Annotated in this window: 17 protein-coding genes, 1 rRNA gene and 1 pseudogene; 11 read left to right on the top strand and 8 right to left on the bottom strand. The window is 70.2% G+C overall.

Annotated features, from left to right (window positions below; all coding sequences use genetic code 11):
- The first annotated feature begins 106 nt into the window (after positions 1–106).
- On the top strand, positions 107–619 hold the full coding sequence (locus F8566_RS21405; RefSeq protein ID WP_151562572.1) for an HAD domain-containing protein: 513 nt from the start codon (positions 107–109) through the stop codon (positions 617–619).
- 130 nt (positions 620–749) lie between these two features.
- Here F8566_RS21405 and F8566_RS21400 read toward each other — a convergent pair whose 3' ends face one another.
- Positions 750–1,382, bottom strand: coding sequence for an HNH endonuclease family protein (locus F8566_RS21400; protein WP_151562570.1), 633 nt, complete (start codon positions 1,380–1,382; stop codon positions 750–752).
- Positions 1,383–1,559: 177 nt separating this feature from the next.
- Between F8566_RS21400 and F8566_RS21395 the strand changes: the two genes are divergently transcribed.
- Both F8566_RS21395 and F8566_RS21390 read left to right on the top strand, forming a co-directional pair.
- The gene (locus F8566_RS21395; RefSeq protein WP_151562568.1) at positions 1,560–2,570 is read left to right on the top strand and encodes a methyltransferase; all 1,011 of its coding nucleotides are present in this window, start codon (positions 1,560–1,562) and stop codon (positions 2,568–2,570) included.
- Positions 2,571–2,657: 87 nt separating this feature from the next.
- Complete coding sequence (locus tag F8566_RS21390; RefSeq protein WP_151562566.1) at positions 2,658–3,419, top strand: SDR family NAD(P)-dependent oxidoreductase; 762 nt, start codon at positions 2,658–2,660, stop codon at positions 3,417–3,419.
- Between the two features lie 4 nt (positions 3,420–3,423).
- On the opposite strand, the gene F8566_RS21385 is transcribed toward F8566_RS21390, so the two are convergent.
- Positions 3,424–4,050, bottom strand: coding sequence for an NUDIX hydrolase (locus F8566_RS21385; protein WP_151562564.1), 627 nt, complete (start codon positions 4,048–4,050; stop codon positions 3,424–3,426).
- A 107-nt stretch (positions 4,051–4,157) separates the two neighbouring features.
- On the opposite strand from F8566_RS21385, the gene F8566_RS21380 reads away from it, so the two are divergent.
- Together F8566_RS21380 and gltX are read left to right on the top strand one after the other, a co-directional pair.
- Positions 4,158–4,739, top strand: coding sequence for a TIGR03086 family metal-binding protein (locus tag F8566_RS21380; RefSeq protein WP_151562562.1), 582 nt, complete (start codon positions 4,158–4,160; stop codon positions 4,737–4,739).
- Positions 4,740–4,828: 89 nt separating this feature from the next.
- Entirely contained in the window at positions 4,829–6,232 is a 1,404-nt protein-coding gene (gene gltX / locus F8566_RS21375) for a glutamate--tRNA ligase (RefSeq protein WP_151562561.1), read from the top strand.
- On the opposite strand, the gene F8566_RS21370 is transcribed toward gltX, so the two are convergent.
- The 3 genes and pseudogenes from F8566_RS21370 to F8566_RS21360 form a co-directional block, all read right to left on the bottom strand.
- Positions 6,219–7,202 (bottom strand): urease accessory protein UreH domain-containing protein, encoded by a 984-nt coding sequence (locus F8566_RS21370; protein ID WP_151562559.1) that lies wholly within the window; start codon positions 7,200–7,202, stop codon positions 6,219–6,221. The genes gltX and F8566_RS21370 overlap by 14 nt on opposite strands.
- A 397-nt stretch (positions 7,203–7,599) precedes the next feature.
- A pseudogene (locus F8566_RS51420) lies at positions 7,600–8,091 on the bottom strand (response regulator); the annotation flags it as partial.
- 106 nt (positions 8,092–8,197) lie between these two features.
- Positions 8,198–12,502 (bottom strand): HAMP domain-containing protein, encoded by a 4,305-nt coding sequence (locus tag F8566_RS21360; RefSeq protein WP_404800327.1) that lies wholly within the window; start codon positions 12,500–12,502, stop codon positions 8,198–8,200.
- 300 nt (positions 12,503–12,802) lie between these two features.
- Here F8566_RS21360 and F8566_RS21355 point away from each other — a divergent pair, with 300 nt between their 5' ends.
- From F8566_RS21355 to F8566_RS21345, 3 genes are read left to right on the top strand one after another with little or no spacing between them, the layout of a single operon-like run.
- The gene (locus F8566_RS21355) at positions 12,803–15,163 is read left to right on the top strand and encodes a SpoIIE family protein phosphatase (RefSeq protein WP_225993382.1); all 2,361 of its coding nucleotides are present in this window, start codon (positions 12,803–12,805) and stop codon (positions 15,161–15,163) included.
- Between the two features lie 30 nt (positions 15,164–15,193).
- Entirely contained in the window at positions 15,194–15,529 is a 336-nt protein-coding gene (locus tag F8566_RS21350) for an STAS domain-containing protein (protein ID WP_151562553.1), read from the top strand.
- Positions 15,530–15,540: 11 nt separating this feature from the next.
- Complete coding sequence (locus tag F8566_RS21345) at positions 15,541–15,909, top strand: ATP-binding protein (RefSeq protein WP_225993381.1); 369 nt, start codon at positions 15,541–15,543, stop codon at positions 15,907–15,909.
- A gap of 89 nt (positions 15,910–15,998) precedes the next feature.
- Here F8566_RS21345 and F8566_RS21340 read toward each other — a convergent pair whose 3' ends face one another.
- Positions 15,999–17,345, bottom strand: a complete 1,347-nt coding sequence (locus F8566_RS21340) for a class II 3-deoxy-7-phosphoheptulonate synthase (protein WP_151562549.1) — start codon at positions 17,343–17,345, stop codon at positions 15,999–16,001.
- 302 nt (positions 17,346–17,647) lie between these two features.
- Positions 17,648–18,679, bottom strand: a complete 1,032-nt coding sequence (locus tag F8566_RS21335; RefSeq protein WP_225993380.1) for a sigma-70 family RNA polymerase sigma factor — start codon at positions 18,677–18,679, stop codon at positions 17,648–17,650.
- A gap of 131 nt (positions 18,680–18,810) precedes the next feature.
- Here F8566_RS21335 and trxA point away from each other — a divergent pair, with 131 nt between their 5' ends.
- Positions 18,811–19,164 carry a thioredoxin gene (gene trxA, locus F8566_RS21330; protein ID WP_151562547.1) on the top strand — a complete coding sequence of 118 codons (354 nt, stop codon included), beginning with the start codon at positions 18,811–18,813 and terminating at the stop codon, positions 19,162–19,164.
- Between the two features lie 30 nt (positions 19,165–19,194).
- Entirely contained in the window at positions 19,195–20,067 is an 873-nt protein-coding gene (locus F8566_RS21325; protein ID WP_151562544.1) for a putative RNA methyltransferase, read from the top strand.
- Here the strand turns inward: F8566_RS21325 and F8566_RS21320 are convergent.
- Complete coding sequence (locus F8566_RS21320) at positions 19,996–20,730, bottom strand: hypothetical protein (RefSeq protein ID WP_225993379.1); 735 nt, start codon at positions 20,728–20,730, stop codon at positions 19,996–19,998. The genes F8566_RS21325 and F8566_RS21320 overlap by 72 nt on opposite strands.
- 761 nt (positions 20,731–21,491) lie before the next feature.
- Here F8566_RS21320 and F8566_RS21315 point away from each other — a divergent pair.
- Positions 21,492–21,595, top strand: a 16S ribosomal RNA gene (locus F8566_RS21315); the annotation flags it as partial.

Here is a 21,595-nt window from a genome sequence, read left to right as displayed (position 1 = left end):
GCGGGAAACCGGGGAAGGTAAAAGTGTCACAACGGGGCGAATGGCCAAGATCGGCTAGTGCCCGGAATCTTCGACGCGCCATCCGTAGATGCCGTACCGTCCGGGTATGGGGTCGCCGCTGGTACTGCTGGACGTCGACGGTGTGCTCAATCCGTTCAAACGCCCTCGGGCGACCAGTGCCGGTGGTTATCGCCGTCACCGCTGCTCGCCGGAGGGGATCACTTACCGGCTGTGGCTGAACGCGGGCCACGGCCCCCTGTTGCTGGACCTGGTTGAGGCGGCGGGCGCCGAGCTGGCTTGGGCGAGCTACTGGTGCGCCCACGCGAACGAGTGGATCGCTCCCCGGGTCGGGTTGCCGGAGTTGCCCTACGTGCCGATCCCGCAGTTCCCCGGGAGGGACCAGGCCGGGACGTTGGGCGCCTGGAAGGCCAGGCACGTCGCCCTCTGGACGGAGGGCCGGCCATTCGTGTGGTTCGAGGACGAGCCGGACGCCACTGACCGCATCGCGGCCGAGCCGGGCATCGGGGAGCATCTGCTCGTTGCGATCGACCCCGACGTCGGGCTGACCGAAGACCATCTCGACCTGGCGCGGGAGTGGTTGCTGGCGCTCGACCGCTGACCTGTCCCGGCTTTGCTCCCGGCTCGTCAGGACGCGACACAGCCCCTCGACGGGCGAGCCGAGGGGCTGTCGGCCGCTGTCGCGCAGAGCGAGTTCAGCAGTCAGAGCGGGTTCAGCAGTCAGAGCGGGTTCAGCAGGAGCGAAGCAGGCGCGTCAGGGCCTTCTTCTCCGCGGTGTCGACCGTGAGCTTGTAGCGCCACTTCACGTCGATCCACGAACGGGCGTACATGCAGCGGAACGAGGCGCGCGGGGGCAGCCACTTGGCCGGGTCCTTGTCGCCCTTGGCCTGGTTCACGTTGTCGGTGACCGCCCACAGCTGCGAGCTGGCGCGGTCGTTGGCGAACGCGGTGCGCTGCTTGGTGGTCCACGACCTCGCGCCCGAACGCCACGCCTCGGCCAGCGCCACCATGTGGTCGATGTCGACGTCCGAGGCCTTGCGCCAGGTCGCGCCGTCGTACGGGCTCTTCCAGGTCCCTGAGATCGCCGCACACTTCGCGTTGACCCGCACGTTGCTGCCGTCGCGCTTGAGGACGGTCTCCCGCGTGTTGCAGGCACCCTTCACGGTGCTCCAGTGCGGAAACTTTCTGCGGTCGTAACCCGTCAGCGAGCCCTCCTTGGCGACGCGCAGCGCCGAGAGGTGCTTGGCCGAGACGGCCTTGCCGGGCGGGGTGGGCGGCGCCGCGTACGCCGACGGCGCGACCACCACCGTGGACGTCAGGACGGTGGTTCCGAGGGCGGCGATGACGATCCCCGTGCGTTTCACGGGATCTCCTTTTCGCTCGGGGGTAGGAGCAGCCGCCCAGTCTCAATTAGTTGGATAAAGGCGATATGTCGGTTTGGTAAGCGACAAGATCACGATCGTGGTCACATTCGTCCAATACGGCCCGCCACAGCGGTCCCTAGCGTCGTTCCCGTACGACCTGCGAGAGAGGGGACGACGATGGCGCGATCGCCACTGCTCGACTTCGCGTTCGGCTACATGCCGGCCCAGATGCTGTACGCGGCGGCGGAACTGCGGCTCGCCGACGCGCTGACCGACGGCGCGCGTACGAGCGGCGAACTGGCCGGGGAGACCGGCACCGATCCGCACGCCTTGCGCCGCTTGCTGCGCGCGCTGACCTGTCTCGGCGTGCTCACCCAGGATGGTCCCGACCGGTTCGCCCTGACGGAGGAGGGCCGCCGGTTGCGCACCGACGCGCCAGACTCCATCCACGGCCTGCTCGGGCTTTTCTGCGGCCCGGACGTCTGGAGGTCCTGGGGCGACCTGATGGAGACCCTGCGCACCGGCGAGCCCGCCTGGCACCGGGTCACCGGGATGACCTCGTTCGAGTACCTCGCCGAACATCCCGAGCGTTCGGTGACGTTCAACAAGGCGATGTCGGAGCACACCCGCGAGGTGGCGCCGGCGTTCATCAAGGGCTACGACTTCACCCGCTTCGGCACGATCGCCGACCTTGGCGGCGGGGACGGGACGTTGCTCGCCGCGATCCTGCGGGCCGCCCCCTCGGTGCGCGGTGTGCTCTTCGACCTGCCCGCCGGGCTGAAGGAGGCGGATATGACCCTCAAGGCCGCCGGGGTCGCGGACCGGTGCGAGCTCGTCCAGGGCGACTTCTTCCAGAGCGTGCCGGAAGGCGCCGACGCCTACCTGCTCAAGAGCGTCATCCACGACTGGGACGACGAGCAGTCGGTGGCCATCCTGCGCACCTGCCGCGCGGCCGTGAGCGACGGAGCCAAGGTGCTGCTACTGGAGACCGTGGTGCCCGAGGTGGTCACCCCGGAGCACAGGGGCATCGCCATGGGAGACATGAACATGCTGGTCTGCACAGGTGGCCGGGAGCGCACGGAAGAGGAGTTCCGGCAGTTGCTGGAGGCCGCCGGATTCACGCTCACCGGCATCACGGGGCAGCTGCCGCCGTCGAACTACCGGATCATCGAAGCCGCACCGGCGTAGCAGCCTTTGTCAGGGGTCACTTATATCCGGACGGCGTTCTCGGGCAGGATTGAGGACGTCGTCCGCCTCCCCGAAGGAGCCCTTGGCATGAGTTCACTCGCCGGTCGCGTCGCCCTGGTCACCGGAGGCAGCCGCGGAATCGGCCGCGCGATCGCGCTGGCGCTCGCCGCCGACGGCGTCGACGTCGCCATCGCCTACCGGCGTGACGAGGAGGCCGCGGCCAAGACGGTCGCCGACCTCCAGGCCCTCGGCGTCCAGGCCCGCACCTTCCGGGCGTCGGTGGACACTCTGGACGGCTGCCGAGACCTGGCCGCGGGCGTGGAGGAGGAGTTCGGGCGCCTCGACATCCTCGTGCACAGCGCGGGCATCGCCAGCCGTGGGCAGAGCGTCGCCGACACCGACCCCGCCGAGCTCGCCCGGGTCCTCGGCGTGCACGCGTTCGGGCCGCACCACCTCAGCCAGGCGGTGCTGCCGCTGCTCCGGCAGGCCGAACGCGGCGACATGGTCTTCATTTCCAGCGTCATCACGGGGATCAACCCGCCGTTCGGCGCGCCGTACGCGATGGGCAAGGCCGCGATGGAGGCGCTCGCGCACACCCTGGCCAAGGAGGAACGCGGCAACGGGATCCACGTCAACATCGTGGCGCCGGGACTGGTCGACACCGACATGGGCCAGCGGCTGGTCAAGGCCACCATGGGCGTGGACGACATCCGCCAGCAGGACGCGATGTCGCCGTTCGGCCATGTCTGCTCGCCCGAGGAGGTCGCCGACGTGGTGCGCTTCCTGGTCTCCGACGGCGCCTCGTACGTCACCGACCAGTGCATCGTCGTCGACGGCGGGACCTTCTAGCCCCTCACTTGCTGGTCCAGTCCGGCTGCACGAAGTCGGCGACGCGAACCTCGCGGCCCAGCAACACCACCTCGCGGAACTGCCACAACATCGCGCCGGTCGGGGCGTGCACGAGCCATCCGGGCCCGAGCTTCATCTGCAACATGCGCCCGCCTTCGAGTTGCGGCACCCACCGGGGAGTGTCGTCGGCCGCGAGCCTGGCGAGGCTCACGTGGTGCACGGAGTGGACCTCGTCCGGGCTGGGCTGGAGCGGTCCAGGCTCGGGCAGGGCGACGACGATCGGGCTGATGGCGAAGCCGGACGTGGCCGGGAAATCGTCGAGCCTGCCGAGCACGTCGCCGGGCCCGGCGGTCAGCCCGAGTTCCTCGTGGAGCTCCCGGAGCGCCGCCTGCTCCGGGGTCTCCCCGCTGTCCATCCGGCCTCCGGGCAGGCCCCACTGGCCTGCGTTGCGCCCCCTGTAGGCCCGCTTGATCAGGATTACCGAGGGGCCGTCGGCGCCGGGCACGACGCAGATGACGACCCCCGCGCGGCGCATGCCGGGCGCGTCCGGGACAGCGATGTGGGAGAAGCCGGCCAGGCGGCGGGCGGCGAGTTCCTGGAAGGCGGAGAGGTTCGTGAGGGGGTCGGTCATGAGCAGATCTTCTCAGGCGACACGCTGTCGCGTTTCTTCAAGACGTCCGGCCCTCCCCAGGGTTAGCGTGAGCGAACGATATTCGAACTGATGTACGAGGAGGCGTCATGGAGATGCGAGAGCTGACGCGGCCCGCGGCGGAGATGGCGGCGCGGATCGTCCGAGAGGTCCCCGAGGACCGGCTCGGCGCGCCCTCGCCATGTCCGGAGTGGGACGTCCGCGGTGTGATCAACCACCTGATCTTCTGGACGGGGCGCGGCGCGACCGCCGCCCGCAAGGAGCAGCCGCCGCAAGGCCCCGGGGAGGACCACGACTTCACTGCCGACGGCGACTGGGCCGAGCTGTACGCGGCGAAGGCCCGCGAGAGCGCCGAGGCCTGGGCGGAGCCCGCCGCCTGGGAGGGCGAGACCAGCCTGACAGGGGCCGAGCAGGGGATGCCCTCGGCGATCATCGGCGGCATGTTGTTCAGCGAGTACGTCCTGCACGGCTGGGATCTGGCCGTCGCCACCGGCCAGCAGGTCGACTTCCCCGACGAGATCGTCCAGGCGGCCTACGACCACCTGGTGCCGACCGCCGAGATGGGCCGCCAGTACGGGGCGTTCGGTGCCGAGGTAAAGGTGTCCGAATCGGCGCCGCTCCTCGACCGCCTGCTCGGCCTGTCGGGCCGAGACCCCCAGTGGAAGCCGTAGACGGATCCCGAAGCCTGCACACTCACCCCTGACCGGCGTGCTGATTATTGCGGCGCGAGCTGCGGTCTGGGCGCTCTAGGCTGGTTGCCATGTCTTCCACGTCTTCGATCCGTGTTCGTTTCGCACCTTCACCCACCGGCATGTTCCATGTGGGCGGGGCCCGGTCGGCCCTCTTCAACTGGGCCATGGCCAAGCAGTCGGGCGGAACGCTGGTCCTGCGGATCGAGGACACCGACGCCTCGCGCAACAGCCCTGAGTGGACTGAGGGGATCATCCGCGCGCTGGCCTGGCTGGGCATGGACGGCGGGGAGTACGAGGGCCCCTACTTCCAGTCGGCCAACGCCGACAAGCACGCCCAGGCCGTGCGGACCATCCTGGACCAGGGCCGCGCCTACTATTGCGACTGCACCCGCGACGCGGTGATCGCACGGACCGGCGACCAGAACAAGGGCTACGACGGCTTCTGCCGCGACCGCGGCCTGGAGCCGGGCCCAGGCCGGGCGCTGCGCTTCCGCACGCCGGACGAGGGTCAGACCGTGGTCGTCGACCTGCTGCGCGGCAAGCCGGTCTTCGAGAACGCCGTGCTGGAGGACTTCGTCATCGCCCGCGCCGACGGTTCGGTGACGTTCCTGCTGGCCAACGCCGTGGACGACATGAGCCAGGGGATCACGCACGTCGTCCGCGGCGAGGAGCACCTGTCCAACGCGCCCAAGCAGCAGTTGCTGTGGGAGGCGCTGGGGGGCGAGCCGCCGGTCTGGGCGCATGTTCCGGTCATCGTCAACGAGCAGCGCAAGAAGCTGTCCAAGCGCCGCGACAAGGTGGCGCTGGAGGCCTACCAGGCCGAGGGCTACCTCGCCGAAGCCATGCGCAACTACCTCATGTTGCTGGGCTGGGCGCCGTCGGGCGACCGCGAGATCGTGCCGTGGAGCGAGATCGTCGAGGAGTTCCGGATCGAGGACGTCAACACCTCGCCCGCGTTCTTCGACGTGAAGAAGCTGCGCGCGTTCAACGGCGAGTACATCCGGGCGCTGCCGGTCGAGAGCTTCGTCGCCGAGTGCCTGCCCTTCCTGGAGGAGGCGCCGTTCGACTACGACCCGGCGGTCTTCGACCGGCTCGCGCCGCTGGCCCAGACCCGTGTGGCGGTCCTGTCGGAGATCGTGCAGATGGTCGACTTCGCGTTCCTGGACGAGCCGCCGTTCGACGAGCAGTCGTGGAACAAGGGGATGAAGGAGCCCGCGGCCGAGATCCTCGCCGCCGCCGAGGAGGCCTACCGCGACGCTCCGTGGGAGACCGAGGAGCTCAAGACCCGCCTGGAGCAGGTCGGTGCCGCGCGCGGCCTCAAGCTCGGCAAGACCCAGGCATCGGTTCGCGTCGCGGTCACCGGCCGTACCGTGGGCCTGCCGCTGTTCGAATCGCTGGAGATCCTGGGTCGCGAGCGGACCCTCGCCCGGATCGCCGCCGCGCGCGCCAAGCTCGCCGCTACCGGAAAGTGATCGCCCCGGGGTAGTGGCCGGACGCGCAGACGAAGCGCATCCGGCCCCGCCCCGGGGTGCCCAGATCGAGACGCGTCTCGCCGTTCACCGGAAGCACCATGTCCAGGCCGCGCTCGGGAAGAGTGAACGCGCGGGTGTGTCCGCGGGTGCTGTGGGTGCGCAGGACCAGCGTTGTACGGATCCCGGCCCGGGCGGTCAGCCGTGCCGGGCGGTAGCCCTGGTCGAGTGCCCATACCGTGACGACCTGCGTGCCAGTGACGTCCGTACGGACGAACCGGGCCGAGTCCGCGGCCGACGCGGCACCCGGGCCGGTCTGGGGGAGCCAGCCGCCGAGCCGCAGGCCGGAGATCATCGTCCAGCCCGCGACGACGAGCAGGGCGACGCTCAGGAGCGCGGTCAGCCGCCCGCGGAGCAGGGCCAGGGCGCGGCCGACGGTGACACCGATCAGGCCGAACACCGGCGCCGTGCCCAGAACGAAGCCCGTCATGACCGCGGCCCCGCCCGCGGCGGATCGGGAGGACACCGCGAGGAGCTCTGCCGTGAGGGTCAGCCCGCACGGCACCAGCACCGTCGCCGCACCCAGGACGGCGGGCCGCCCGGAGCGGGCTCTCCGGATTGGCGCTGCTCTCCGGATTGGCGCTGAGCAGTGCTCGCCGTCGGCCTCCCTGGACGCCCTGGCCTTCCTGAGCAGATCCACGGCGAACAGGACCAGGATGAGGGCGGCCAAGACCAGAAGGGCGCCTCGTACGCGTGGACCCGGCTGCACCGTGCCGCCCAGGAGGCCCAGTGCGGCTCCGAGACCGGCGTGCGAGGCGAGCTTGGCGGTGAGGAAGGCCACTACCGGCCGGGCGGAGCCGGCGGCGTCGCGTACGGCACCCGCCAGCAGGCCGAGTTGAACGGCGGCGCAGGTGGTGGCGCCTGCCAGGAGCCCGGTCCCCGCACCGGCCAGGAACAGCGCGGTGGTGTCCACAATGTCCCACCTCCGCAGCGGGACAGTCCCCGGTCCTGGCCAGGGCCAAGCTGGGCGCGGAGGGTATCCGTGGGTATCCGCCGGGTTAGTTGTCGCTCGTGTCCTCGGCGCTGTCCTGGGTGTCGTCCCGGGTATCGTTCCGGGCGGCCTCACCCGTGCCGCCAAGGCCGTCCGAGCCGTTCAGCGTGGTCTCTGCCGGGCCGTCGTCCGTCGTGGCCGGTGCCGCGTCAGGTGTCGCGGCCGAGGGGGCCAGGAGGGCCGACCGCAGGTCGCCGACCTGGCGGTCCAGCTCCTCGAACTCCGGCCGCAATGCGGGCGGGACCCGCGTGCCGAGCGACTTGACGTGGGCGGCCAGCTCGGTCAGCCGTGCCGCCGAGCCCGCCGATCCGAGCCCGGGCAGCTCGCCCCCGTCCCCGGCGGCGCGGGTCTGGAGGAGCGCGGCCTGCTCCCGCAGCAACGCCGCCTGCTCCCTGAGCAGCGTCGTCTGCTCCTGGAGCTGCTTGTTCTTGTTGTGGAGCTCGACGAAGACCGAGACCTTGGCCCGCAGGACCCAGGGGTCGAACGGCTTGGAGATGAAGTCCACCGCGCCCGCGGCGTAGCCGCGGAAGGCGTAGTCGGGGTCGCTGTTCACGGCGGTGAGAAAGATGATCGGAAGGTCGCGCGTCTTCTTGCGGCGCTTGATGTCACGGGCGGTCTCGAAGCCGTCCATGCCCGGCATGACCACGTCGAGCAGGATCACGGCGTACTCGTCGGTGAGCAAGGCCTTGAGCGCCTCCTCCCCGGAACGGGCCCGGACCAGATCCTGGTCCAGCGAGCTGAGGATGGCCTCGAGCGCGATGAGGTTCTCCTCGCGGTCGTCCACGAGCAGGATCTTCGCCTTGTCGTCCACGCGCGCTCTCTCTCCGATCCGTTTCCCCGCCCGGCGGCCGCGACCGCCGGGCACGGTGTGTCCGCGGCGATCCCGCCATCCGCGCGCCTGCGTTCCCTCCTACTTACTAGCGGACGGTCGAGGGTTGCAGCCAGTTCCTCATCACATCGAGAAGGTGATCGACGTCGACCGGCTTGGGAACGTAGTCCGAGGCGCCCGAGGCGAGGCTCTTCTCACGATCACCCTTCATCACCTTGGCGGTGATCACGACGATCGGCAACTCGGCGAACTGCGGCATCTCCCTGATCGCGGCCGTGGTCGCGTAGCCGTCGAGCCCCGGCATCATCACGTCCATGAGGACCACCGCGACGTCCGGATTGCGGTGCAGGACCTCGATTCCGGCCTGGCCGTCCTCGGCGTAGAGGACGTCCATCCCGTACCCCTCCAGGACGCTCGTCAGCGCGAAGACGTTGCGGACGTCGTCGTCGACGATCAGCACCTTGCGGCCCGACAGGACGGTGTCGAGGAAGTCGGCGGGCGGCTCGTCGAGCAGCCCCGTCAGCGCGGGCTCGGGCTCGCCGTTGCGGGTGGGCTGCGCCGGGTCGTCGATGGACCGGACCGGCTCGACCTGGGCGGCGGAGACCACCGAGGGAGGCAGGTCGGCCATGCCGGCGCCGGTGACACCGCCCGCGATGCCCCCGGCCACGGTGCCGCCGAGACCGCCGCCCCCGGCCAGCGCGCTCGACCGGGCGCCGGTGGGCACCGGCTCGTCCAGCGGCAGGCCGGTGCGGCGCCGGCCGTCCGGCTCGCTGTACTGGGCCGGCAGGTAGAGCGTGAAGACGCTGCCGTGCCCCAGCTCGCTGGCCGCGTGGATCTCGCCGCCCAGCAGGCGGGCGATGTTGCGGCTGATCGACAGGCCCAGGCCGGTGCCTCCGTAGCGGCGGCTGGTGGTCCCGTCGGCCTGCTGGAACGCCTCGAAGATGATCTGCAGCTTGTCCTCGCTGATCCCGATGCCGGTGTCGAGCACCCGGAACGCGATCACATCGGGGGTGTCCCACAGTGCGGGCAGCGTGAAGTCGATGTCGCCCGCCCGCTCGATCCGGAGCCGCACCTCGCCCTTGGCGGTGAACTTCACCGCGTTCGACAGCAGGTTGCGGATGACCTGCTGGAGCCGCTGCTCGTCGGTGTGGAGCGTGGCCGGGACCTCGGGGGCGACCTCGACGTCGAAATGCAGGCCCTTGTCGACCGCCAGCGGCCGGAACGTGGCCTCGACGTAGTCGACCAGGCTGGAGACCGGCAGCCGCTGCGGGTGCAGGTCCATCTTGCCCGCCTCGACCTTGGCAAGATCCAGGATGTCGTTGATCAGCTCCAGCAGGTCGGTGCCGGAGTCGTGAATGGTCTTGGCGAACTCGACCTGCTTGTCGGTCAGGTTGCCGCCGGGGTTCTCCGACAGGAGCTTGGCCAGCACCAGCAGGCTGTTGAGCGGTGTGCGCAGCTCATGCGACATGTTGGCCAGGAACTCGGACTTGTAGCGGGAGGAGATGGCCAGCTGCTCGGCGCGCTCCTCCAGCGTCCGCCGGGCCTGCTCGATCTGGAAGTTCTGGATCTCGATGGCGCGGTTCTGCTGGGCGAGCAGCGCCGCCTTCTCCTCCAGTTCGGTGTTGGAGTGGCGCAGCTCACCCTGCTGGCGCTGCAGCTCGTCCGAGCGTTCCTGCAGCTCCTGGGCCAGCCGCTGGGACTCGGCCAGCAGCGCCTCGGTGCGGGTGTTGGCGCTGATCGCGTTGAGGGTGACCCCGATCGTCTCGATCAGCTGGTTGAAGAACGCCAGGTGCACATCGCTGAACCGGCCGAACGAGGCGAGCTCGATCGCGCCCAGCACGGTGTCCTCGAAGATGATCGGCAGGACGATGATGTTGACCGGTGCGGCCTCGCCCAGCCCCGAGCCGATCTTGACATAGCCGGCCGGGGCGTCGGTGATCAGAATGGTCCGGCGTTCCACCGCGGCCTGGCCGACCAGCCCCTCGCCGAGCGCGAACCGCAGCCGGCCCGCATGGCCCTTCTTCACGCCGTAGCCGGCGATGAGCGCCAGCTCGGTGTCGTCGGTGGTCTGCTCGGCCAGGTAGAACGCGCCGTACTGGGCGCTCGCGGTCGGGGTCAGCTCGGTCATGATCAGCTCCGCGACCTGCATCAGGTCGCGGTGGCCCTGCATGAGCCCGCCGATCCGGGCGAGGTTGGTCTTGAGCCAGTCCTGTTCCTCGTTGGCGCGGGTGCTCTCGCGGAGCGTGGCGACCATGAGGTTGACGTTGTCGGTGAGCTCGGCCACCTCGCCGCGGGCCTCGACCGCGATGTTGCGGGTCAGGTCGCCGCGGGCGACCGCGCTGGCCACCTCGCCGATCGCCCGGACCTGGGTGGTCAGGTTGCCGGCCAGCTCGTTGACGCTCTCGGTGAGCCGCTTCCAGGTGCCCGACACGCCCTCGACCTCGGCCTGCCCGCCGAGGCGGCCCTCGCTGCCCACCTCGCGGGCGACGCGGGTGACCTCGGAGGCGAACGAGGAGAGGGTGTCCACCATCGTGTTGAGCGTGGTCTTCAGCTCGAGGATCTCACCCTGCGCGTCCACGTCGATGCGGCGGGTCAGGTCGCCGTGCGCGACCGCGGTCGCCACCTGGGCGATGTTGCGGACCTGGTAGGTCAGGTTGGACGCCATGCCGTTGACGTTCTCGGTGAGGACCTTCCACATGCCGCCCGCGCCCGGCACGATCGCCTGGCCGCCCAGGCGGCCTTCGGTGCCGACCTCGCGGGCGACGCGGGTGACCTCGTCGGCGAAGGCCGACAGCGTGTCGACCATCGTGTTGATGGTGTCCTTGAGCTGGAGGATCTCGCCCTGGGCGTCGACCGTGATCTTCTTGCCGAGGTCGCCTTCCGCCACGGCGGTGGTGACCTGGGCGATGTTGCGGACCTGGGACGTCAGGTTGTTGGCCATCGAGTTCACGTTGTCGGTGAGGTCCTTCCAGACCCCGCTGACGCCGTGGACCCGGGCCTGGCCGCCGAGGCGGCCTTCGGTGCCGACCTCGCGGGCGACGCGGGTGACCTCGTCGGCGAACGCCGAGAGCGTGTCGACCATCGTGTTGACGGTGTCCTTGACCTGGAGGATCTCGCCCTGGGCGTCCACGGTGATCTTCTTGGTCAGGTCGCCTTCGGCGACCGCCGTGGTGACCTGGGCGATGTTGCGGACCTGGAAGGTCAGGTTGGACGCCATGCCGTTGACGTTGCTGGTCAGGTCCTTCCAGACCCCGCTGACGCCCGGCACCCGGGCCTGCCCGCCGAGACGGCCTTCGGTGCCGACCTCGCGGGCGACGCGGGTGACCTCGTCGGCGAAGGCCGACAGCGTGTCGACCATCGTGTTGACCGTCAGCTTGAGCTGGAGGATCTCGCCTTGGGCATCGACTGTGATCTTCTTGCCGAGGTCGCCTTCCGCCACGGCGGTGGTGACCTGGGCGATGTTGCGGACCTGGGACGTCAGGTTGTTGGCCATGGCGTTGACGTTGTCGGTGAGGTCCTTCCAGACCCCGCTCACGCCCCGCACGTTGGCCTGGCCGCCCAGCTGCCCCTCCGTGCCGACCTCGCGGGCGACGCGGGTGACCTCGTCGGCGAACGCCGACAGCTGGTCGACCATGGTGTTGACCGTCAGCTTGAGCTCCTGGAGCTCCCCGGACGCCTCGACCGTGACCTTGCGGGTCAGGTCGCCCTTGGCGACCGCCGTGGTCACCTCGGCGATGTCACGGACCTGCGAGGTCAGCCTGCCCGCCATGGCGTTCACCGCCGCGGTCACGTCCCGCCAGCGGCCGGACGTGCCGCGCACCGGGGCCTGGCCGCCCAGCCGGCCCTCCGTGCCGACCTCGCGGGCGAACTGCGTGACCTCCCAGGTGAACCGGTCGAGCAGCTCCACCATGCCGTTGACCGCCTTGGCCATGCGCAGCAGTTCCCCGCGCATCGGGCGGCCGTGCACCCGCAGCTCCATCCGCTGGTTGAGATCGCCGGCGGCGACCGCCTCCACCACCTCGAACATCTCGGTGGCCAGGTCGGTGAGCTTGTGCAGGCTCGCGTTGGCGTCCTCGGCCATCGAGGACCAGGTGCCCTTGAGCGCCCCCGGAGGGATCCGGCCCTGGAGATGCCCCTGGCCGATCTCGCGCCGCACCCGGCTCAGCCCCGTCGCCAGGTGCCTGGTGTTCTCCCCGATGTCGCGCACGGTCTCCATGGCTCGTGCGACGGCGCCGTCGCCGGTCATGTCCAGATCGACGTCGAACCTGCCGTCCCGCAAGGAGGCCAGGGCCTTCAGCAGCGGTTCGAGATCGGCGTCGCTGTAGCGCGGCGTCGTGTCGGCGCCCGAGCCCTCGCGGCGAGGGCGAAGCTCGTTACGGGGCATGCTCTTCATCCTCCTGGCCCGCGAATTACAGGTGGCCGGGGACTACGGACACCCCTTGAGGCCGGTATACGTACTCTACGTTGCCCAGGTGTGGCGATCGTGGCTGTTCGGCACCGTATCCCTCCTGCGCGGAACCCGTGGAGCACTGCCACCCCCTAGGTCAGGACCCGTAGTCTTCGTGTTACGGTCTGTCGAGTTGTGGAGGCGCGACCGCTCTTGCCCGGCCCTGTTCCGGGCCCCCCTACCCCGGCGCCATGGCTCCCGCCGAGCCTGGCCGAGCGGTCGACCCGTCTGTCACGATAGCCAGGCTTGGCAATTTCCCGGTTCGAGGTGAGGACGACGTTGGAACGGCAGACGGTGTCGGCCACCTTCCCGTCCGCTGCGGCCTCGGTGGCGGACGCGCGCCGGTTCGTCCGGCGCGTCCTGGCCGACTGGGGCGTGGAGGAGGCCGCCGACGACGCCGTGCTGGCCACCAGTGAGCTGGCGACCAACGCGGTCACCTATGCCGGCACCTCGTTCGAGGTGGCCTGCCGTCTGGCCGCCGACCAGATCCAGGTGGAGGTTCGTGATCTCCATCCCACCCGCGCGATCGCGATGCCGGGTCTCAACGCCTCCAGCGGCCGGGGCCTGCCGTCCATCGCCCGGCTGGCTGCCTCCTGGGGCGTCACCTACGACGGCCGCTCCAAGGGCGTCTGGTTCCGGCTGCCCCGGCCCGGGGCCAACGGCACCGGGCCCGCCGCCGCCGGCGGCGAGACCTCGGTGGGCGCGGAGAGCCGTGACGACGTGTCCCGCCTCGATGAAGGCCGCGCCCAGCGCGGTGATCTCGATCACGGCGCCGGCGCCCAGGGTGGCGGCGCCGGACTCCGGATGGACGGCGCCCGTTCCGCGGGCCGTCCCGGTGCTTCCCGCGGCGGCCGCGCGGCCGCCTCCCAGGACGCCTCTCAGCCCTCCTCTCAGGACGCTCTCGCCACCGGCGACCGGGTCCTTCGCTCTCCGGCGGCGCTGGAGACCCTCGACGACGCCGTGGCGTCCGTCCGCGACGTGCTCGCGGCCGACGCGGCGGTGGTGCTGCTGACCGAACGCGACGGCCGGCTGGTCCTCAGCGCGTCCTCGGGCCTGCCCGACGAGCTGAAGTTCAGCGATCTGTCGGTGGCCGCGCTGGGCCCCGAGGCCCTCGGTGGCGGGTCCTGGGTGTCGGCCGACGCCGGCGATCCGGTCGCCGCAGCCCTGCGGGCCCGGTCGATCGCCGCCGCCCCCATCGAGGCGCAGGGCCGGCTGATCGGCCTGGTCGTCGCCGTCGGGAGCACGCCGGACCAGTTCGACGAGACCCACGGGGCCCGGCTGGGGCGCATCGCCGACGAGACGTCGCTGGCCCTGGAAAAGGCCCGGATCGGCGAGCTGGAACGGTCCTGGCGGGGCTGGCTGAGCTTCGTCGCCGAGGCCAGCGACCTGCTCGCCGGGACGCTCGACCAGGAGCGCACCATGGCGCTCGTCGCCCAGCTGGTGGTCCCGCGCCTGGCGCAGTGGTGCGCCGTCTACACGGTCGGCGACAGCGAGGCCGCCCAGCTGGCCTACGTCTGGCACGCCGACGAGAACCGCGCGGACGGCCTCCGCGAGCTCCTCGACCACGCCGACGACCTGCCGGAGACGGACGCGCCCGGGCCCTGGCACGGCCTGACGACCGCGCCGCCCTCGGCACGGGCCGCGGCCGGCGACACGGCGAGCGACCAGGCGTACGCCTTCCCGCTGGTCGCCCGCGGGCGCCGGATCGGCACCATCGTCATCGGCCGCCCGCACGGCGACCGGTTCCCGCGCAGCGCCGTCGAGCTCGCCGAGGAGCTGAGCCGCCGCGCCGCGCTCGCCGTCGACAACGCCCGTCTCTACTCCGCTCAGACCGCGATGAGCAGCGCGCTGCAGCGCAGCCTGCTCCCGCCCGGCGTCCCCGACATCCCGGGCCTGGAGGTCGCGGTCGTCTACGAGCCGGCGGGGGAGGGGAGTGAGGTCGGCGGCGACTTCTACGACGTCTTCGAGTGTGCCGGGCAGGTGGGCGGCCCCTTCCCGGGGCAGGGCACCTCTCCGCCGTCCACGTCCCGCTGGCGCTTCGCCATCGGCGACGTGTGCGGGACCGGCCCCGAGGCCGCGGCCGTCACCGGCCTGGCCCGGCACGCCCTGCGGATCCTCGCCGCCGAGGAGATGAGCGTCCCCGACGTGCTCGGCCGTCTCAACCGCCTCATCCTCGGCGAGGGCGAGCGGGGACGGCTGCTCACCCTGCTGCATGGCGAGATCCGGCCACGACCCCGGCGGGACGGGGTCACGATCCGGCTGACCAGCGCCGGCCATCCGCCGCCGCTGGTGCTCGACCCGGACGGGACCGTACGCGAGGTCGCCTCCCCGCAGCCGCTGCTCGGGGTCTTCGATCAAGTGGACTTCCACACCGATACCGTGGACCTGCGACCCGGACAGGTACTGCTGTGCGTCACGGACGGCGTCACCGAGCGGCGGGCGGGGGCCCGGCTGCTCGGCGACGGGCACGGTCTCGAACGCCTGCTGGCCGGATGCACCGGCCTCAGCGCGGGAGCCGTGGCCGCACGCATTCAGCGGGCGGTGCGCGAATTCGGGGCGGAGCCGTCGAACGACGACGTTGCCCTCATAGTTCTCCGGGCGTCATGATGAGAACATCGATCGGTAAGGTGGGGTGGCGTGGGGCTTGCCTTGCACACGACGCGACAGGATGGACGCGCGACGATAGCCGCGCGCGGCTCCATCGACCTGCACTCCTCCGACGAGCTGCGGGCACGGTTGACCGAGCTCGTGGACGCGGGCGAGCGGGAGGTGGTCGTGGACCTCACCGCCGTGGACTTCTGTGACTCCTCAGGCCTCAACGTGCTCGTCCGCGCCTACAAGCACGCACGCGCCCAGAACGCGACCCTGACCGTCACCGGTGCCTACGGCAGGGTCGAGAACGTTCTGCGCACGACGGGGCTCGACCGGTTCCTGATCGGTGGCGCCGCGACCGACGGATCCCCGGGCCGATAGTGACGGACGACATGACCGAGACCACGCTCCGAGCAGCCCCGCAGACCGAGGCCGTGGAATACGCACGGCGGCTGGCGGCCCGCACCATGCGGGCCTGGTCCCTGATCGACCGTGAGGAACTCGTCACGGCCATCGTGGCCGAACTCGTCGCCAACGCGGTCCGGCACGCCGGGACGGCGCTGGAGCTGCGGCTGCTGCGCGGCTCCGGCCGCGTCCGGGTGGAGGTCCGCGACCGTGCGACCCAGATGCCCCGCCTGACCGTCCCCGGCCCGCTGGACGAGTCGCATCGCGGCCTGTTCATCGTCGACCGGTTCGCCAGCTCCTGGGGAGCCGAGCCGGTCTCCGGCGGCAAGGTCGTCTGGGCCGAGGTGTCCACCTGAGCCGGGACTCAGGCGGACACCCTCTCACTTGCAGCTGAGGCTGATCTCAGGCCTCACAGCCATCTCACCGCTCAGGGTCACCTCACCGCTCAGGCGGTCTTCCGGTAGAGCTCGGCGACCATGAAGGCCAGGTCCAGTGACTGGCCGCGGTTGAGACGCGGATCACAGGCCGTCTCGTACCGCTGGTGCAGGTCGTCCTCGGCGATCTCGTGGCCGCCGCCGACGCACTCGGTCACGTCGTCGCCGGTGAACTCGATGTGGATGCCGCCCGGGTGGGTGCCGAGCGCCTGGTGCACCTCGAAGAATCCGGCGACCTCGTCGAGCACGTCGTCGACGCGGCGCGTCTTGTGGCCGCTGGCGGCCTCCCAGGTGTTGCCGTGCATGGGGTCGCACACCCACGCCACCGGCGAGCCGTGCTGGGTCACCTTCTCGATGAGGGACGGCAGCGCGTCGCGGATCTTGCCGGCGCCCATCCGGGTGACGAAGGTGAGGCGGCCGGGCTCACCGTCGGGATTGAGCTTGTCCATCAGGGCGAGAGCGTCGTCGGCGGAGGTCGTCGGCCCCAGTTTCACGCCGATCGGGTTGCGGATGCGGCTGAGGAAGTCCACGTGGGCCCCGTCCAGCTGCCGGGTCCGCTCGCCGATCCACAGGAAGTGCGCCGACACGTCGTACGGCAGGCCACTGAGGTGATCGACGCGGGTCAGCGCCCGCTCGTACTCCAGCAGAAGCGCCTCGTGGCTGGAGTAGAACTCCACCCCGTGGAACTCGTCGGGATTGGCGCCACAGGCCTTCATGAAGGTCAGGGCGCGGTCGATCTCCGCGGCCAGCTGCTCGTACCGCTGGCCCGCCGGGCTCTGCGCGACGAAGTCCTGGTTCCAGGCGTGCACCTGCCGCAGGTCGGCGTAGCCGCCCTTGGTGAACGCGCGGCACAGGTTCAAGGTGATCGCGGAGCAGTGGTAGGCCTGCAGCAGCCGCCACGGGTCGTTCCGGCGGGATCCGGCGTCGAAGTCGAAGCCGTTGACCGCGTCCCCGCGGTAGGCGGGCAGCTCGACGCCGTCGCGCACCTCCGTCGGCTTGGAACGGGGCTTGGCGAACTGTCCCGCCATCCGGCCGATCTTGACCACCGGCACGCTGGCGGCGTACGTGAGCACGACCGCCATCTGCAGCAGTGTCTTGAGCTTGTTCTTCACCGCGTCGGCGGTGGATCCGTCGAACGTCTCGGCGCAGTCGCCGCCCTGCAGCACGAAGGCCTCGCCCCGCGCGACGGCGGCGAGCTCCTCCTTGAGCTGGTCGCACTCACCCGCGAAGACGAGCGGCGGCTGCTTGGCCAGCGCGGCGGCGACGGCCGCCAGCTCGCCGGTGTCGTCCCATTCGGGCTGCTGGAGGGCGGGGAGGGCGCGCCAGGCGTCGAGCTCTCCGGTGATGTCTGTGGCCATGTCGAGTAGTACCTGCGAACTGTCGGTGGTGGGGTGCTGTCGGTATGAGATGCACGGTTAGACGCTCGGCATCGTCCCATGGTTGGGATGTCCACCGGTTGGGACGCCCACCGTGCTTGCCCGAGGCTATGCCACCGAGCGTGACGGGACATTAGCCGTAAGACGTAGACATCGTAAGGTTCGGTCAAAATGAACGGCGGCCCCGGGGAAGGGGCCGCCGTGCGGTGATCTTGCCGGAGAGGGTGCGGCCCAGGACGTACGGCCGGTCAAGCCGCCTTTTCAGGCCGCCTTCGGCCGCCTCCTCAGGCCGCCTTCGAGCCGGCGGCCGCCCGGACCGGGGTGCGGAGCGGCTCTTCGGCGTGCGCGGGGGCCGCCGGAGCTCCGGCCAGGGCCCGGCGGCCGGTCAGATCCGCCTCGCCCGCCAGCTGGCGGAGCCTGCGCAACGACCGGTCGGTGATCTGCCGCACCCGGTTGTGGCTCAGGCCGTAACGCGCGCCGATCTGGGCGTACGAGAGCGGCTGGCCGCTGTCCATGCCGAATCGGGCGCGCAAGATCGCGGACTCGCGTTCCGGCAGGCGCTCCAGCAGGCGGGCCAGTCCCTCAAGATCATCCAGGGCGAGGACCTCCGCCTCCGGCGTGACCGCCTCGGGGTCCTCCAGCAGATCGCCCATGGGGGTCTCGCCGGCGTCGTCGATGGTCGCGTCCAGGCTGGCCGGATCGCGCCGCCAGCGCAGCAGCTCGTCCACATGCTCGGGCTCGGCGCCCACGGCCTTGGCCAGCTCCTCCCGGGTGGCCTCGCGGCCCAGGTCACGGCTCAGCTGGCGCTCGGCGCGCCGCAGCCGGGACAGCTCCTCCTCGACATGGACGGGCAGCCGGATGGTCCGGGCGGTGTGGCTGAGCCCCCGCCCGATGGCCTGCCGGATCCACCAGGTCGCGTACGTCGAGAACTTGAAACCGCGGCGGTAGTCGAACTTCTCCACCGCGCGCATGAGGCCGAGGTTGCCCTCCTGGATGAGGTCGATCAGTGGCAGTGAATCAGTGGGGTATTTACGGGCGATGGAGACGACGAGCCGCAAGTTGGCCTCGACGAACCGCTGCTTGGCGCGCAGCCCCGCTTCGACGAGCTCCTCCAGCTCCTCGCGGGACGCGCCGTCGGGCAGCGCGCCCTCCTCGAGCAGCTGCTCGGCGTACAGGCCCCCCTCGATCGCCTTGGCCAGATCGACCTCCTCCACCGCGTCAAGCAGCGGCGTGCGGCCGATCCGGTCCAGGTAAGCCCCCACAAGGTCCTTATCGGGGGCGTCGATCCTGTCGCCCTTGGTACGGGTTGCAGCCATCCTGACCCTTCTCCGATGCGATCTCCCTAGGAGGAGAACGCTCATTACAGCTCCGTGATTCCCGGTTAGGGAATACTGCGAAGCTGTTCGCCGCTCTACCGTCCTGATACCCCGACCGAGGAGAAAACGACATGGCGACGGTCACACTGACCGCTGAGAACTTCGACGAAGTGGCGCAGGGCGATGGAATCGTGCTGGTCGACTTCTGGGCAGCGTGGTGCGGGCCGTGCCGACGGTTCGCCCCGGTCTTCGAGAAGTCCGCGGAGAAGCACGAGGACATCACGTTCGCCAAGGTCGACACCGAGGCGCAGCCGGAGCTCTCCGAGCGGTTCGGCATCGCCTCCATCCCGACGCTGATGGCGATCCGCGACGGCGTCATCGTGTTCGCCGAGCCGGGCGCCCTGCCCGAGCCGGTGCTCGAGAACGTCATCGAGCAGGTCCGTGGCCTGGACATGGACGACGTCCGCGCCCGCCTCGGCTCCTGACCGCTCCACCGGGTGCCCGATGATGGACGGGTGCTGCCCGACATCGTCGAATACCTGGTGTGCCCGCTGTGCGGAGCGGATCTGGCCGTGGCGGAGAGAGCGCTGCGCTGTCCCTCCCGGCATTCGTTCGACATCGCCAGGCAGGGGTACGCGAACCTGCTGCCTGGCGACGCCCGTACCGGAACGGCCGACACAGCCGAGATGGTGCGTGCCCGCGACTCATTCCTCGGCGCAGGACACTTCGCCCCGGTGGCCGATCTGCTTGCGCAGCGGGTGAGTGACGGCGGCGGGCGCTTCGCGAGCGAGCGCTCCGTGGGCGGGCGCTGCGTGCTCGACGCGGGCGCGGGCACCGGTTACTACCTGGGCGCCGTGCTTGACCGGCTTCCCGAAGCGGTGGGGCTGGCTCTGGACATCTCCAAGTACGCGGCGCGGCGTGCTGCCCGGGCACATCCCCGGATCGGTGCCGCCGTGGCCGATCTGTGGCGGCCGCTGCCCGTGCGGAGCGGGAGCGTGGACACGATCATCAACGTCTTCGCACCGCGTAACGCCGCGGAGTTCCGCCGGGTACTGCGGCCGTCCGGTGCCCTGCACGTCGTCGCACCGACGGCACGGCACCTGGACTCGCTCGTGGATTCGCTAGGGCTGCTGTCGGTGGACGAGGAGAAGAGCGAGCGGATGGAGCTCGCTCTGGGCGGGAACTTCGAGCCGACGTCACAGGAGAACCTTGAAACCGCGGTGTCCTTGAGCCGGGACGACGTGGCGACACTCGTGGGCATGGGCCCGAGCGCGCATCACATCCCGGCGGAGGAACTCGCGGAAAGAGCGGCGAAGCTACCCGACCCGATCCCGGTCACCCTGTCGTTCGTGCTCACGGCCTTCCGTCCCCTTCGGCAGGACGGTTGACGTGAGTTCGAGCACGACCTGCGGGAAGTCGCCGTGCTGGGTGAGTCCCTGAACGGCGGGGACGTCCACCACCTCGTACACGAACGCCGCGGCGATCGAACGGCTCACCCCGGACAGCAGCACGCGCTGAAGGGCCTGGCCTGCCCGTAGCCATTCAACGGGGGAGTCGCCTTGGGTGGTGATGACGGCCTTGCGCAGATCGTCACCGGTCGCCGGAAGCGTGTGCAGAGTCGCGCCCTCAAGCCGGGCCGCTTCAGCCAGCTCGTTGAGGACTGTCAGCGAAGGCGCACTGCCGGCGGGCGGTCGCCGTGCGGGGAACGGGCGCAACGTGGCGGCGAAGAGAAGGCGTTCGGAACGGGAGACACGGTGACGGCGACCCGCGAGTCGCGCGGCCGCCAGCAGCGTGGGACGACCGGGATCGGGAAGCAGCCGGACGACCGCCTCATGGCCGAGCTGGGCAGCCGCGAGCCGGAGATTGACCAGCGCCGCACCGCAGCTGATGTGCAGGCCGCGACCGGCCGGATCGTGCATGGGCCTGAACCGCGCCGGATCGGCCCGCACCTCGATGAGACCGGGGACGACGGTGAACCGCCAGGCGTGCACGTCATGGATGGTCGGCCCCATGGTCGCCGCGACCACGCGTCGCTCCGCCGAAGCGTTCAACGGCTTCCCCTTCCGAACAGCGTCACCAGGGCGTCCCGGGGCGCGGCTGAGCGAACCGTACCGCAACGTGACGTGGGCCACGTAGTGCGTGACCTGGGAAGTTCTGGGAATAGAAAGTGCCTTTGTCATCACGTGAGGCAGCAGGCACGGTTGTGGCAGACGGTGTGTTCGAGGCGCGATTTGACGGCCTGGGCGGGGCGGCTTAATGTTCTGCCTGCCCCGAGGGATGCGGGACGCCGAAAGGCGGACGGCCCCGGGGAGACCAGATCAGAAAAACCGGTTCGAGCCTCGCTCGGGCTGTTGTACGATGGTCTGGTCAGCCCGGAACGGGATGCAGGACGCCGCGAGGTGGCCGGCCCGGTGGGCACTACCACGAGTCGAAGTAGCAGGTGTCTCGCCTGTCCGCATCGACATGTGGACACCGAGTCACTCTCTACTCGTCGAAAAGATCTTCGCCAGATCGACTTGACAGCAGAGAATGACAAGGTAAGTTAGAAGGGTTGCCCCGGAACCGGGCGCTGCGGGAGCGGTGGTCTGGTGCGGTGGGTGTCCGTTTCTTGAGAACTCAACAGCGTGTTAAAAGCCAGTGCCTTTATAGGCCAGGCACTTTGTGTCTGGTCTCCCCGTGCCACTGTCTCTTTCGGGAGTTGGTGGTGGGGATTTCTTTGAGGCAAAGCGATCTTTTAGGGATCGCATTGCTGGGATTTTCTCTGAGGTTTGGCGGCCTGGGGCCCTTGTGGGGTTTGGGTTGTCGTTGGGCCTTGATGGAGAGTTTGATCCTGGCTCAGGACGAACGCTGGCGGCGTGCTTAACACATGCAAGTCGAGCGGAAAGGCCCCTTCGGGGGTACTCGAGCGGCGAACGG

This window comes from Actinomadura rudentiformis (assembly GCF_008923185.1).
GTDB lineage: Bacteria > Actinomycetota > Actinomycetes > Streptosporangiales > Streptosporangiaceae > Spirillospora > Spirillospora rudentiformis.
The sequence above is the reverse complement of the archived record's forward strand: the minus strand, read 5'-3'. Positions and strand labels throughout refer to the sequence as shown.